General features: G+C 37.5%; 11 protein-coding genes. 5 read left to right on the top strand and 6 right to left on the bottom strand.

What is annotated here, in order from left to right; genetic code table 11:
- Together B154_RS0117815 and B154_RS0117810 are read left to right on the top strand one after the other, a co-directional pair.
- Positions 1-1,287, top strand: coding sequence for a sensor histidine kinase (locus B154_RS0117815; protein ID WP_157580853.1), 1,287 nt, complete (start codon positions 1-3; stop codon positions 1,285-1,287).
- 168 nt (positions 1,288-1,455) lie between these two features.
- Positions 1,456-1,749, top strand: coding sequence for a DUF1330 domain-containing protein (locus B154_RS0117810; protein WP_018615632.1), 294 nt, complete (start codon positions 1,456-1,458; stop codon positions 1,747-1,749).
- 252 nt (positions 1,750-2,001) lie between these two features.
- Here B154_RS0117810 and B154_RS0117805 read toward each other — a convergent pair whose 3' ends face one another.
- Together B154_RS0117805 and B154_RS28950 are read right to left on the bottom strand one after the other, a co-directional pair.
- Positions 2,002-2,445 (bottom strand): hypothetical protein, encoded by a 444-nt coding sequence (locus tag B154_RS0117805; RefSeq protein ID WP_018615630.1) that lies wholly within the window; start codon positions 2,443-2,445, stop codon positions 2,002-2,004.
- Between the two features lie 198 nt (positions 2,446-2,643).
- The gene (locus B154_RS28950; RefSeq protein ID WP_018615629.1) at positions 2,644-3,003 is read right to left on the bottom strand and encodes a cupin domain-containing protein; all 360 of its coding nucleotides are present in this window, start codon (positions 3,001-3,003) and stop codon (positions 2,644-2,646) included.
- 202 nt (positions 3,004-3,205) lie between these two features.
- Between B154_RS28950 and B154_RS0117795 the strand changes: the two genes are divergently transcribed.
- The gene (locus B154_RS0117795) at positions 3,206-3,964 is read left to right on the top strand and encodes an oxygenase MpaB family protein (protein WP_018615628.1); all 759 of its coding nucleotides are present in this window, start codon (positions 3,206-3,208) and stop codon (positions 3,962-3,964) included.
- 65 nt (positions 3,965-4,029) lie between these two features.
- Here B154_RS0117795 and B154_RS0117790 read toward each other — a convergent pair whose 3' ends face one another.
- The 4 genes from B154_RS0117790 to B154_RS0117775 form a co-directional block, all read right to left on the bottom strand.
- Positions 4,030-4,410, bottom strand: a complete 381-nt coding sequence (locus tag B154_RS0117790; RefSeq protein ID WP_018615627.1) for a PH domain-containing protein — start codon at positions 4,408-4,410, stop codon at positions 4,030-4,032.
- 365 nt (positions 4,411-4,775) lie between these two features.
- The gene (locus B154_RS0117785) at positions 4,776-7,412 is read right to left on the bottom strand and encodes a T9SS type A sorting domain-containing protein (protein WP_026260279.1); all 2,637 of its coding nucleotides are present in this window, start codon (positions 7,410-7,412) and stop codon (positions 4,776-4,778) included.
- Between the two features lie 545 nt (positions 7,413-7,957).
- Positions 7,958-10,546 carry a hypothetical protein gene (locus B154_RS0117780; RefSeq protein WP_033411878.1) on the bottom strand — a complete coding sequence of 863 codons (2,589 nt, stop codon included), beginning with the start codon at positions 10,544-10,546 and terminating at the stop codon, positions 7,958-7,960.
- 862 nt (positions 10,547-11,408) lie between these two features.
- On the bottom strand, positions 11,409-12,374 hold the full coding sequence (locus B154_RS0117775; RefSeq protein ID WP_245542618.1) for an ion channel: 966 nt from the start codon (positions 12,372-12,374) through the stop codon (positions 11,409-11,411).
- Between the two features lie 372 nt (positions 12,375-12,746).
- Here B154_RS0117775 and B154_RS0117770 point away from each other — a divergent pair, with 372 nt between their 5' ends.
- Together B154_RS0117770 and msrA are read left to right on the top strand one after the other, a co-directional pair.
- Entirely contained in the window at positions 12,747-13,886 is a 1,140-nt protein-coding gene (locus tag B154_RS0117770) for a glycoside hydrolase family 5 protein (protein WP_018615622.1), read from the top strand.
- 269 nt (positions 13,887-14,155) lie between these two features.
- Positions 14,156-14,818: a peptide-methionine (S)-S-oxide reductase MsrA gene (gene msrA, locus B154_RS0117765; protein ID WP_018615620.1), complete on the top strand. Its 663-nt coding sequence runs from the start codon at positions 14,156-14,158 to the stop codon at positions 14,816-14,818.
- Positions 14,819-14,882: the final 64 nt, after the last annotated feature.

The following is a 14,882-nucleotide window of genomic DNA, read 5'->3' as shown; positions in this document are numbered from 1 at the left end:
ATGGAATTAACAAAGGAAACACCTTTCCGGCAATCGGATGTCAGGATATTGGTTGTTGATGACAGGGAAGATAACCTGTTTTCAATTGAAACCATCCTGGAAAAAGATGGCTATACATTGGTCAAAGCAAATTCTGGAAGGGCGGCCCTAAAGATATTGTTGCACCAGCATGATTTTACACTCATACTGATGGACGTACAAATGCCCGGCATGAACGGCCTTGAAACCGCTACGCTTATTTCTGAAAGAGAGAAGTTGAAGCATATACCTATTATTTTTATAACTGCGCATAACTACGAAGAAGAATATATTTTTAAGGGATACCAGATGGGCGGGGTCGATTACATTTACAAACCCATTAATCCTGAATTGTTAAGAGTAAAAGTGGGTGTTTTTGTAGAATTGTACAGGAGAAACCACAAATTGCTCGAGCAGGAAAAAAAGCTTTTGTCTGCAAATAAAAGTTTAGAAAAAGAAATAGAGGAACGAAAAATATCTGAGGAAAAAATAAGAGTTCTTAACCTGCAATTGATAGAGAATAATGCACACCTTCAATCAACCAACCAGGAGTTAGACCGTTTTGCCTATGTTGCGTCTCACGACCTGCAGGAGCCACTGCGTAAAATACAATTGTTTACAGATAAGCTGATTTACCAAATGAGTGAGAGGCTGGATGATGAAGTTAAATTGTATTTGCAGAAGATTGGAAGTGCATCAAAGCGAATGCAGCAGTTGGTAAATGATCTCCTTAAATTTTCGCGACAAACGAGTGAGGATACAGATTTTGAACAGACAAATTTAAGCGACGTTTTAAATGATGTCTTATCAGACATGGAAACTGATATTCAAAAAAAGAATGTAAAAATAGTCGCCGATAATCTGCCTGTTATTTATGCAATTCCAAGCCAGATACGGCAATTGTTTCAAAACCTGATAAGTAATTCTATTAAATTTTCTAAACCAGACAACACTCCTGAAATAAATATTCAGGCAGAAGTTACAAAGGGAGCAATGATACCTGAGATCGACAGAAAATTATTTGAACAGAATTTTTATAAAATATATATAAGAGACAATGGTATTGGGTTTGACTCAAAATACGCGGAAGAAATATTTGTAGTTTTTAAAAGGCTGCATACGTATCATCAATTTGAGGGCACTGGTATTGGTTTATCAATATGTAAAAAAATAGTTGAAAAGCACAACGGATTTATAACGGCGCAAAGCAACCTCAATGAAGGTTCTACTTTTATCATAACGCTGCCTGCTGAGACCTCGGAAGCTTAAATGTTTATATAGCAGATCTTTCAGTTCTTTGCCCTGAAAATGGAAAAACACTACCGCGCTTTGAAAATTTTGTATCAGGCAATAGTTTATTCAAAATTGTATGGGTAAGACACAACTTATTCGTACAACCCATCGGCAAAACGTCACTTTAAATATAAAATATCCCTTATGCCAGCTTATATAATTGTTGATGTGCAAATAAATGATGCAAAAGCTTACGATGATTATAAGAAATTGACGCCTGCCTCCGTCGCAGCTTATAACGGAAAGTTTATAGTAAGAGGAGGGGAGACAGAGACACTGGAAGGCGATTGGGATCCGGAAAGAATAGTGATGTTAGAATTTCCCTCAGTAGAAAAAGCAAAAGAATGGTGGAATTCAAACGAGTATTTGCCTGCGAAAGAAATTCGCCAACGTTCTTCAAATACAAAAATGATTGTAGTTGAGGGATATACAGGTTAATGTGTTAGAACAATTGAAGAATTTATCAGAACCTAACTAAACTAATAAGGAGAAGTAGATTTAGTATTCAAATTTCAAGCTGGTGATGAATTGATTGGTTTTGCGAAAAAGACATTCTTACCACAATGAGTCAATAGAAAAAAGTCGTTTAAAAAATTTTTGCTTGTATCAAATACTTGTATCGCAACTAAAATTTCTTATTAAATAAAAATCCGCTAAAAAAGCGGATCTCTATTTTTTGTAATTGGGGGATTAGCTTGTTTTGTCATTATTCTTTTGCGCGTAGTAATTCTTTTTTGCTTCGATAATAGCATCTTCTCTCTGGTGTTTCAAATCGCGCACCTTTTGCTTTCTTTCATCTTTAGCCAGGCTCTTGTCATGTTTCACAGTAGAGATCTGGTAGCTGAAATCATTTTTGATATCTTCTATCTGCAAGTCTAACTGCGATGGTCTTTCGTCGTATCTGGGATATCGATAAAAAGGATCATAAAAAGGTGAATATCCAAATCTGTATCCTAAACCATAATAAGGTGAGACATATGTATAAGGAGCTATTACTGTTACTCTTGGTCTTACGTAATGTACACCGCCTCCACCTATGCTACCACCTCCACGAAACCCTCCACCAATCTTTGGTTGAGCTGATGCCCCCAATGTCAATCCTATTGAGAGCAATGCTATAAGTATTTTTTTCATAATTAATTTTTTACATGATTATGAAAGCAATTTATATGCATAATTAATGTTCGAACATTACTTATAACGAATTTCTAACAGTTGTACTTAACCGTTGTTTATAATAGAAAAAATAATCTGCAGAAATGACATTTTTGAGAAAAAAGAGGATAAAATATGACAGGGGATTATAATTATTGGCAATAGAAAACTTCGTTTTCACTCGTCTTCTACAAAGTTTATTTGTGCAGTGTCGTCAAAAATAACATATGCGCGTCTCCATGGCTGGTCATCTATCAACTTCCATTTATGCCCTGTTCCCGTTGTGTCCATTGCAATTAAAATCTCACCAGGCCGAAGTATAAATGTTTCACCAGGCCGGGTTTCAAACAGAAGTGTGCCTGTCAGACAGATGACATATTGTGTGAGAGGGGCAGTATGCCAGTCGTAAGAAGAACATGCCTTAGTCTCGTTGAAACTGATGGCAGTTACGCTTGTTAAATAGCTTTCACTGACAGAGCCGGAAACGATGTGAGAATGTCCGTCAGAGCCCGTGTATATTTTATAAGCTTTTATCATTACTATTTAAAATTAGAAATTTATGCCAAAAACATATTTAAAAATTTGTTTCTATTAAGAATTACTTTAAGTACCGTATTAGATAAGATGTACAAATTATCGCATTTAATGAATCTCTAACCACTTTTCGTAAATTATAAAAAATCTAAAATTTGTTTTGATAATTGATAGTTTAAAAAACAGGCTTTACATTTATATAGATATGAAATTTTTTGTAAGTGAAAACTCTGTTGTAAGAGAGATATGGGGAAAAGGAGATACTATTCTTTTCATTTTCGCAGGTGCTTCTGCTGAGTTCGCCTTAAACAAAGCGGTCGACTGGCTGTACTTTACCGGCCGGCTTCCTGCAGACCCTTTAGGAAGGCTTTTCTCTACGGTGAATTATGCAAGAGAAATTGTTTTTTCTGAAATAAGTGCTGCTTATTGTGCTATTGATAAAATTTCCGCAATCCATTCCGCAGTTGAAGCAAAACGTGGAGCTAAAATTCCTGACTGGGCTTACCGCGATGTCTTGTTTATGCTAATTGGTTATTCAATAAGTTCCTTCGAAGTGCTTGAGAGAAAACTGACAAATGCTGAAAAGGACGAGGTGTTTGATGTATTTTACAGGGTGGGAAGCAGGATGAATTTAAAAGGACTACCTCAGAGTTATGATGAATGGCTGGTAATGCGTGAGCAGCATTTAAGCCAGGATCTGGTAAAGGGAAATTATACTGTTGACCTTTACAAGCAATATAAAAAACATTTAGGGCCTTTGCGTTTCTGGCTATTAGTTGAAGCGCAAAAACTTGTAGTGCCAGGGAAAGTAAATAGATTGTTGAAGCTCGGAAAAGTTTCACTTCTAACGCCTGTGCTTGCCATTTATAAACTGGCAAGGAAGATAAAAATGGACTGGTTTTTAAAATCTGTAATATTACCCAGGGAATATAAGGCAGAAATAAAAGAGCTGGATGTAATATGAATTCTATCCGGTAGGATCAGTTGCGTAATAGTTTTAATAATTATAGAACATTTTTTTGAAACGTTTTATTGAAATACGTGCTGTGCCAGTATCTTTTGCAGGTCAAACATATTAACCTGCTTGTTAAATTTTTTTTCAACACTGGGTTTAACCTCACTTGTTATCCAGATTTTCAACTCTGATTCCAAATTAAAATGTCCAGCCGTTGCAATGCAGAATTTTGAAATGCTTTGATATTTTACAGAAAGATACTCAACTCTTTTTCCCGTTAGTCCTTGTTTATTTACCAGTATTAATCGTTTATCGGTAAATATGATAAGATCACGATATATTTTAAAAGCAATTTCAATAGTTTCTTCTTCTGCCAGCAGTTTTGCATATTCTTTCTGTACCTCATCCATATTTGCCACTCCGGCATTACCTAAAAATCGTGAAAATAATCCCATTTTTGACTAAGATTGGTTATTTAAAATTCTTCATCATTGCTATAAATCACTTTTTTACTTACGGACCTTGCTTAATTACTTTAATAATATAAAACGTTGTTTTTGGTACTTTATTAAAAACACCAGCTGTGAAATTAGTAGTAAGATAAAGAACAAAAAGTATAGGAATTTATTGAAACTGCTTTTACATCTAATATAAAATCATTCACCTCTAAAAACTCACTAGCCAGTTAGAACAAATGGGTCAAAGGCAAAGGTGGGCTTTTAAAATTTTCAATGACATCTGGGTCTGCTTCAGCGGAATTGAATAAAAACATAAGAGGCTGACCTTTTGAGACAGCCTCTTAAAAATATAAAAACCTTAATTATTTATTCTGTATAAGTTTTCCATTTACCTGATGACCACCTACTTTAAAAGAATAGATCAGGTTGCCACTATTTTTAGAAGGAACATTAAGTTCTATTGTTTCTTTTCTTCCTGCTAAAACATATCCCTTGTAAACGCTGTAAACCTTTTGTCCTAAAAGATTATAGATATCCAAAGAACCCTTGCCGGAAACAGGAGATTGAATAGTGAATTTAACCTGGTTTGTAAAAGGATTTGGGTAAGCAGAAACACTAATGTCTTTACTGGTTGGATCAGTTGTCACATAATTCGATGCGGGTTTAGCTAGAACACTGCTGCAAGTTTTTTGCACCCCAAAATAGCCTAAGGCATAACGGCCACCGTCAAAAGAATTATTAATTACATCGACTGCACTTGATATATCGGTATATGAAACGTTGGCTGGAAGAATTCCACCTAATGCACTACTTGCCATTGCCAATAAATCATTAACTGTTTTGCCTTTTAACAAGTTCATCAGTGTGGTATTGCTTGTAATCTTTTTGCTGCTTAAGGTACCACCGGTTGCACAAGTTGCTGCGGGCGATGTACATGAAGTTCCAGATTTTGTTATCGTGGTCAAATAGCCGTCCTGTAACACAAAACTTCCTAAAGTATTCCCAGTTATACTTATGTTTAAAGCGAGTGCAATAGATTGCGAAAGAAGAATATTAGATATCTTACCACTGTTTAATTTTGGAAGATTATTCGTGATGTTTGTCAATAAATTAGTGCCGGTATTCGGAGTAATTAGTCCGGCGGCTTGAGTACCAGGCATATATTTTATCAAATTTGAAATCTCTGTGGTTGTTGACCCCATTGTAAATGATCTTGTGAGACTGCCTAAAGACAATTTGCCATTGCTCATATTTTGAATACTTTGAGCAATTAAAGCGCTCGTTGATTTACCACCTCCAGGCGTACAAGCTGTACCGCCGGTGTTACCATAATAACCCTGAGTATAAGAATAATTAGGACCACATGGAGCGACTGATAGTGATGCTTTTGTTGATGCAGATCCACAAGGGCCGGCGGGATCATTCGTAGTCAGAGTGATGTCAACTGTTCCTTTTTGCAGATCTTTAATGCCGGGAGTGTAGGTTGTGTTAAGATTAGTAGTAGAACTAAAAGTTCCATCACCGCTTGTGCTCCACGTAGCAGAAGAAGCACCGCCACCTATTGAGCCGCTCAAAGAGTAGGTAGCAATACCACCGGCACAATTCTTAGTAGCAGGAGTGGTGACGCTAACTGTTGCTTGCGGATTGATAGTGATCATAACATCAGCATGGGTTGCTGTACAAGGCCCGTCGGGATCATTAGTTGTAAGAGTCAATGTAACTGAATAATTTGCCTTATCCTGAGTACCAGGTGTATAAATAGCGTTTAGTTTACTATCATTGTCAAACGAACCGTCGCCGTTTGTTGTCCACTTTGCAGAGTTGGCACTTCCGCCGATTGAACCATTTAATGTAACAGTACCATCAGAGCAGATAGTTTGAGGTGAACCTGTGCTTACAGTTGCTTGTGGATTTACGTTTAATGTAACGATCGCCAAAGCAAAGCAATCCGGGTGATCAGTAGGAAACACTTTAGCATATACAATTGTGCCGTTAGACGCTGTGTAGGAAGATGTGGAAGTTATTTGATTGCTATTGTCGTCATACCATTCCAACGTCACGTTATCTACATTTCCTGTAATGTCATTTTCTGTTGCAAATAAATTAAATTTAGCTGTATGATCTACAGTACTTGTCTCACATTCTGTTAAGTTCTGATTATTAGCAACAATATCGGGGCAAGGTGTGGTAGTTGAAGAATTTGAAATCATAATTTGGTTATCACGGGATCCTACGGAAGCACCATCCAATTTTTCTAATTTAAAATGGTAAGGAGCACCGCTAATTGTTCCGGCCCCAGAAGTATAAGTCTCACCTGTTCCATCTCCTGTTTTAGCTAAATGGCCGGCAACTTCAATCATAACCCTTGAAGAGGACGAATTCCATTTGACAGTATAGTTAGCATACCAGTTATTTCCTATTTTCTCATAAGCAATTAAATTTATACTAGGAATACCGGTAAAGCCGGCATCACCATAAATTTTAAACGTCCGTGCACTATTAGAGGCTTCATAAGCAGCCATTCGATCAGAAATACTCTGACCGTTTATCGGGTCACCTCCATTGTCATTAATTTGACCTGCTACTATGTTCGACCCTTTTCTTAAATCCGAGCACGTAGTATTGTCATCATTGCAGGCGGCTGACATTAGCTGGTCCAATTTCCCCCCACTCGTTGACACCGCCTGATCCCATGAAGTTAGAAAGTCGTAGGCAAAAGCGGTACCTCTACTAATTTCATGCTTAAAAGTAAGTGTGTGCTCACCATCGCTAGTAGGTTTTACGCCAGTGATAATGATTCTTTGAGGAACCGACATGCCTTCTTCATACGTTGAATGCGTCTTGTTCAAGACACTATTAACCCACGCAATTGGCCATGGCGATTCCTTTCCATTTCGTGGTTGTTTGAAATCGACATTTTGTGCCTGCGCACTGCTAAAAAACAAAATGCCCAACAGGGCACAACATAAATACTTCATAGCAGGTTTAATTCTTTTCATTTTGATAATTTTTGTGTAAAAGTTTATGGATTCCGGGTTGATAACACGAAAGAACATTGAAGATTTTTCCAGTATGAATTGGTTGAATTATATCAGTCGATACACAGGAATTGGACACCTGAAAAGAAGAACACCAGGAGAAAGAATTAATATAATCAGGTGAACAAATGTAGTGTTAATAGAATCTTAAAGGAATGCTCAAGTATAAATTTAATCGCCTTTTAATAAGAGCATTAAAGGTCTTTAATTTCTAATTAAATTTTTAGGGTTGTAAAAAATTAAAGATCATATTGTCTATATATTTAAAGTAGTTCTTTTCTTGAAGCAAGATGATATCCACTTCATCTAATTTATCCAATTCCAAATTGGTGACGAAGTGAATCAAAAAATTTATCCGGAACTGGCTTAAATATAGTTGCTCCTATAATTTCTCAATAAGTATAAATATCTAAGTACAGAGAAACTTATTAATGAAAGTATAAAAAGGAGGCCGTCTCAAAATTTTTTGAGGCGGCCTCCTAAATCAAATGTTCTTTACAGCAATATTATCTTTTCAAATTAATCAGCTTACCAGTTGATCTTTGGTTGCCCACTCTGAAAATGTAAATCAGATTAGAACGTTGAGCGTTAGGCACAGCGTATTCAACATTTTGTACTTGTCCTGCTTCAACGTGGCCTTGAAAAACAGTTTTAACCTTTTGTCCCATAATGTTGTATAAGTCCAGGGAACCCATGCCCGATAGTGCAGGTTTGAAAGAGAACTTTACTTTATCATTAAAAGGATTGGGATAAGCTGTCACTTTTGTTTCAGGCTGTATAGCTGGCATCACGGTTACAGCCCTTGCTTGCGTTGCAGAGGTCGGCTGTGTGCAAGTATACCCAGAATAGTTATTACAATCGGTTGCAGCAGACTCACAAAGAGTAGTTGCATTTCTGACTGTAATGCTAAAGCCTGAGCCTGCTGTTAAGCCACTAAATACAGGACTTTGTTGCCACGGTCCGTTTCCATTTTTGTATTCATAGGTGATAGTAGTACCATTAGCAGTGTAAGTAAGCGGACATGTGATAGTTATAGTGGCTGTGGAAGTACCACATAGGGTCGGTTCTGTTATAGTTACAGCAGGCCTTGGTGGTGTTAATGGCTGTGCAGCGATGGTCCTGGAAGCATTAGGAGAGATACAACCAGCGCTGTTTTTTTCAGAAACTGTGTGGGTAGAACCAGCCGCTAAACCCGTCCAGCCACCTGTTGGATAAGCAAGATATGCACCAGCATCAAAGCTATAGGTAGATCCTGTAGTCGCAGTAAGGGTGATGGAACCTATATTGTCTGAACATGATGGATCTGCGCCCCCAAGGGTTGGTGCAGCTGGTGTAGACAAAGCATTACCAATGGTCCTGGAAGCATTAGGAGAGGTACAACCAGCGCTGTTTTTTTCAGAAACCGTGTGCATAGAACCAGCCGCTAAACCCGTCCAGCCACCTGTTGGATAAGCAAGATATGCGCCAGCATCAAAGCTATAAGTAGATCCTGTAGTCGCAGTAAGGGTGATGGAACCTGTATTGTCTGAACATGTTGGATCTGCGCCGCCAAGGGTTGGTGCAGCTGGTGTAGACACAACATTACCAATGGTCCTGGAAGCATTAAGAGAGGTACAACCAGCGCTGTTTTTTTCAGAAACCGTATGCATAGAACCAGCCGCCAAACCCGTCCAGCCACCTGTTGGATAAGCAAGATATGCACCAGCATCAAAGCTATAGGTAGATCCTGTAGTCGCAGTAAGGGTGATGGAACCTGTATTGTCTGAACATGTTGGATCTGCGCCGCCAAGGGTTGGTGCAGCTGGATTGGCGTTAATGGTAACATCAGCCTTTGCAGTTTTAGTACAACCATTTGTAGTGTATGTATAAGTAACAGTATAAGTGCCAGGCATGCTCGCTGCCAAATTTATTTCGCCTGTGGTTGTATTAAGTGATAACGTGTTGGTACTTGGGGTCGGTGATTTAGCAGCATAACTATAAGTACCTCCCGTAACGCCTGTTTGTGTTACAGATGCAGTACCAGTTGGGCAGTATGGTCCTCCATATGCAATCGTTGCTGAGCCAAAGTTTATGCTAACTTGTATTGGCTCTACCACATCCTTAAGCGCTGCATTTAGAGAATTAGAAGCCTTAGATTTGATAAAAATGGTTTTGACACTTAAGCCAAGACAGGGGTCTCCTAATGCGCTTATAATCTTGGTCATATTAACCGCGGCTTCAACAAAAGCAAATTGTTGATAGGTAGTGCTTCCAAAAGCGCTGAAAGGTACGTTTTCGGTACCTGTTCTGTTGGTTTCTGCAAATGCATAGTCTCCTATTGTTTTTCCAGGTTCGGTGGGAATGGCTGTACTTGAAGGTATTAATACGTAGTCATAAGTGTTAGACGACACCAGGCGCCATTGATAAATAGATACAATTGGCTTACTTCCCCCATTGCTATATTCCATCGAAATAACAAGGTCATTCACAGTTCTGCCTCCTTGTGTTCCGGAAGAAGTAAATGCGCCAGAGGTACCGTTGCCTGTCCGGGTTACGGTATTTTGAAATAACTCAAAGTCAAGATAGCTCGTTCCATTAGTTGATAAACGGTCCCCTCCCATAATTAACCAGTCATTGCCATTTGTCCCTTTAGTAACAAGGTACATAGCATTATTAATGTCATCTTTATTTGGAGGAGCACCGGTAGTCCAGGCCCAATTATTTGGATTATAATCGAATTTACTACCCTGAGTAAAAATAATATCCGATGAGCTATTGTACGGATCCCTAGGTGAAATAAGTTTCGCATTAAGCCCAGGCTGTGTTGCTCCTGCATCGGTGAAGACAGATCCACCTGTAGCACCAGCACCAGTAACTGCCGGTGTACCAACTACCCAGTCACCTACACCAAGTGTAGGTGTATTTGCCCTCAACCCCCCATCAATATGAAATCCACCTATAGGAGGGTTGACAGGTGCTACTTGTGCAAAAAGTTGAAAAGAAGAAATAAATAAAATGACAAATAATGTCAGAAAAATTTTAATTCTTGACGTAATATAATTGCACCGCTTACCCAACTGTGGGTAGGTAAAGCCGGATATGGTAAACTTGATCATATAAAATAGTTTGATTGTAATGGTTAATAAATAAAAATTTTTGAATTTTTTTACTCGTTTAGCAAAAGAAGAAGAGAGATTAAGGTGTAAGGTGTAATAGGGCGGAGAACTATCTGAAAGAGAAAACGTATGGTATATGAAATGTTTGGGGCACAATGTTGTGCCGCAAGAAAAAATGAGTAAATCAATATTCATTTCTTGTTTTTTTTAGAAGGTAATTAGGGCAGGTGTCTCACAGACAGGCAAAGCAGTAGCTTAGGAGTCAGACCTATGCAATTTTTAATTTAGCGCAAATAATTTCCTATGTGCCTTTCTTAAGAGAAAAAAAATCGTAAGGCAGCGTCGTGGATGAAGCTCGAAAAGAAAAAATAGTTAGAAAGTAGGCGGAGAATGTTCTAACAAAGAAGATAATCGGTTACAGTATAATTCTGTTTTCATTTTGGTTTTTATGCTTTAAGCAGTTTTGACTAAACCTTGTATATGCCAGAGTAATAACGGGTTGGGTCTTGTTTAGCTTTCTCTACAGCTTCTATTCCTCTTGTTTCATATTTGTATATTGTTCAATCTATTTCGTTAAACAGGTTATTTTAAATAAGAATAAATGACCATCTTTTCTGCAAATTTTGCAATTATGCGTTTTCCAAAGTGAGTATCCTGAAAAAAAAGAAGAAGAAAATCAATATAATCAGGTGCACAAATGTATTGTTAATGATTTGCTAATGCAATATTGCTTTGAGATTTTAATGGGTTTTTAATAAAAATATTAAAAAAAGTTAATGTGCATTATTGGGTAAAGGAGTTGCAGTTGTGAAAGAAATAATTTATATTGTTTCGATCTCTAAAGGGTGAGCTCTTTGTATAACTAAGGCAAATTCACTTTCTCAAATTCATTCAATTTATCCAATTCAAGTATGGTTGTGTTGCCGCCGGGAGACTCATGATACATAGGCCTAAATTTTGCACCCCATATAATTTCTTCATAAGTGTAAGAGCTGCGGTGCATCACCATATTTGAAAAGATATTGTCGAAGCCACTAACCTGCACGTAGAGTTCAAGATCTGACTGCTTCATATCATCTTTAGTAAAATTAAGCAACGGACTTTCTTCATCTATAGGGTGTACAACTGTCCAGTTCATGCTAAAAATATTTATCTTTTCCCGTTCCAGTTTCAGTTGGTAAAATTTATACACCGGTTTGCCTTCTTCCATTTCTGTAAAAGCAAGATTTACGGTTACCTGTGCATCTGTTAAATCGTGATAGACTTTATAAGGAACCATGCGAAACATAAGAGCAATGCCATCTTTATAAGGACTTATTAATGCATTTTCACTAAAGGCGATATAAGCCTTTGGACGACTAAATCTTCCATAAAGCAAACCTGTTAATAATGCAAATGATAAAAAGCCTGTCATCGACTCTAATGAAGCAATCAGATGTGCCTCATCGCCTATAGGATTAACTCTTCCATATCCTACAGTTGTAAATGTTTCTGTGCTAAAGAAAAATATTTCTTTCGCTCTTCCCCACATTGTTGTTGCAATCAATCCTTGTAGCTCATTGTACCCTGCCAATAAATATAATATTGTAAAAACAATATTTGCAAGGAGATAAAAAAGAAGAATAAATGCAAAGAACTGTGTCCACGATAACTCTAAAAGGTTGGAGTAAAAACTAATACGATTTAGAATTGGCAAACCGTCTTTTTTCATATTAAAAGAACCGTCTTTATTTACAAACCTTCCGCCTATCTGGTTTGCCTGTACTCCAAAGCCGGTGTCGGGATTAGCTTTGGAAGAAGTATTGACTTTTTTTGTAGAGATCATCATTATCAGGATTAATAAAGAAAATAGCAGTTGTCTTAAAAACTGGTAAATTTATCAACAATCATCCACACGTTATTTCTGTTGATTGCTTTATATAAGTTATGGGGTAAAGCTGACGTACAAAAATATTATCTTTCCATAAGCCTGTTGGGATTTTTAATATTAATTTTCTAAACAAGCTAAAAGATTACAACCATAGCAAAAATGATGTAGATGTTTTTTGCAGACTGTTCTTCCTCGGTACATCCTTATCACTTTTTGGGATGGAAAAATTGCTCTCCAATATTTTAAATAATAGCGTACTTTACCATTTTGTAAACTCAGTCGCAACACGACTTTTATTAATAATTAAATACATTTAATTTAAACGATTGCATGAAACGCAGAACATTTGTAAAAAAGGCAGGCCTTGTTTCCGCCGGATTGGCTTTATCTGAAATAGCGGCTGTTGCCTCATGGCAAGCTACTCAAAATAAACTTCCACGTTGGAAAGGTTTTAACCTGCTTGATTTTTTTTCTCCTAATCCCACATCTGCCAGCAAACCTACAACAGAAGAGCATTTTATGTGGATGCGAGATTGGGGATTTGATTTTGTAAGAATTCCAATAGCCTATCCTTACTATCTTACTTTTGATCGTAGCCGAAACATTACACCTGCAGAAGTGTATAATATAAATGAAGAAGCAGTTGACCGTATTGTTAAATTGGTCGACATGGCGCATAAATACAATATGCATGTGAGTCTTAATCTTCACCGCGCACCCGGCTATTGCATTAATGCCGGCTTTCATGAACCCTATAACTTATGGATAGACTCTGAAGCGCAAAAAGCATTTTACTTTCATTGGGCAATGTGGGCAAAACGCTTTAAGAATGTTTCTTCAAAGAAGATAAGTTTTGATCTGCTTAACGAGCCTAGCATGCGTGAAGATATGAATGACCAGCATTCAAAATCAAGCGCTGTGCCAGGAGATATTTATCGTAAAGTTGCTAAAGATGCTGCAGAGGCAATACGCAAAGAAGACAAAGATGCTCTCGTAATTGCAGACGGCAATAATGTTGGTAATTCTATTATTCCTGAAATTATTGATTTGAATATTGCGCAGAGTTGCAGAGGCTACTACCCTCATGCTATTTCTCACTACAAAGCCCCCTGGGCAAATAAAGATCCGGAGCACCTGCCTGAACCAAAATGGCCGGGGCAGGTAGGGGACAAATACTTAAGCAAAGCCATGCTTGAAGAATATTATAAACCATGGATTGATTTGACCAAAAAGGGCGTCGGTGTTCATTGCGGAGAATGTGGTTGCTGGAATAAAACGCCGCATGATGTTTTCATTGCCTGGTTTACAGATGTACTTAGCATACTTTCATCAAATAATATAGGCTTTGCTATTTGGAATTTTATAGGAGATTTTGGCGTATTGGATTCTGGTCGTACAGATGTTGCTTACGAAGACTGGCATGGGCATAAACTCGACAGGAAGTTTCTCGAATTGATGATGAAGTATTAAATTTTATACTACAGACTGATATATTAATCAGAATTATTTTAGCAGGACGAGGTACTGAAAGAAGGTTCACGATGATATTGAAACAAGCTCAGTATGGCATTTACATTCCTATTTATCATACTGAGCTCATTTCAGCATCTATAGACTTAAAGAATGACATTATGAAAGAAGTTCACGGGGCGAGGTTGAATTAAAGAGTCTCGTTCATCCTATACAATTCATTAACAACCGTCCGAATAATCACTTCGTATATTTATAAAAACATTTATATGAAGAATGTATCGCGTTTACTGTTTTCTGTGTTATTAATTATTACTATAACATCATGCGCACAAAAAACAAGAAAACAAATAATAGAACCACATTTAACAGCGAAGCAACTTTCAGGATATAGCCAGGCAACTTTTGCAGCGGGATGTTTTTGGCATGAAGAAGCGCTTTTTGAAAGCATAAAAGGAGTTAAGGAAGCGGTATCAGGCTATGCAGGCGGCACGACAAATAATCCTACTTACGAAACTTGCGAAACCGGTACAACCGATCATGCTGAAACTGTGAATGTTTACTATGACTCAAGTGTTGTTACTTATCCTACATTATTAAAAATATATTTTTCAGGCCAGGATCCTACCCAGGTAAACGGACAGGGACCAGACCATGGTACGCAATATCGTTCGATACTTTTTTATAGAAATGATCAGGAAAAGCGATTAGCACAGGCTTATATTAAAAGCATGCAAACTTCGGGTAAGTATGAGGCTCCTATTGCTGTACAGTTAATGCCTTTTACAAAATTCTGGCAGGCCGAAGAATACCATCAAAATTATATAGATCGTAATCCCGGAAGCGGGTATGTACAAATGGTAAGTATACCTGAAATAAAAAAGCTACAGAAAGAATATCCACAGCTTGTTAAGCCCGATCATATTTATTAAGAAAATACTGGTACCCAATAAATCTTTTTAGAAGCGTATTACATTTTTTAGAAAGATTAGCAAT

This window comes from Segetibacter koreensis DSM 18137 (assembly GCF_000374045.1).
Taxonomy (GTDB): Bacteria; Bacteroidota; Bacteroidia; order Chitinophagales; family Chitinophagaceae; genus Segetibacter; species Segetibacter koreensis.
Note: the sequence above shows the minus strand (reverse complement) of the source record. Positions and strands in the feature narration are given on the sequence as shown.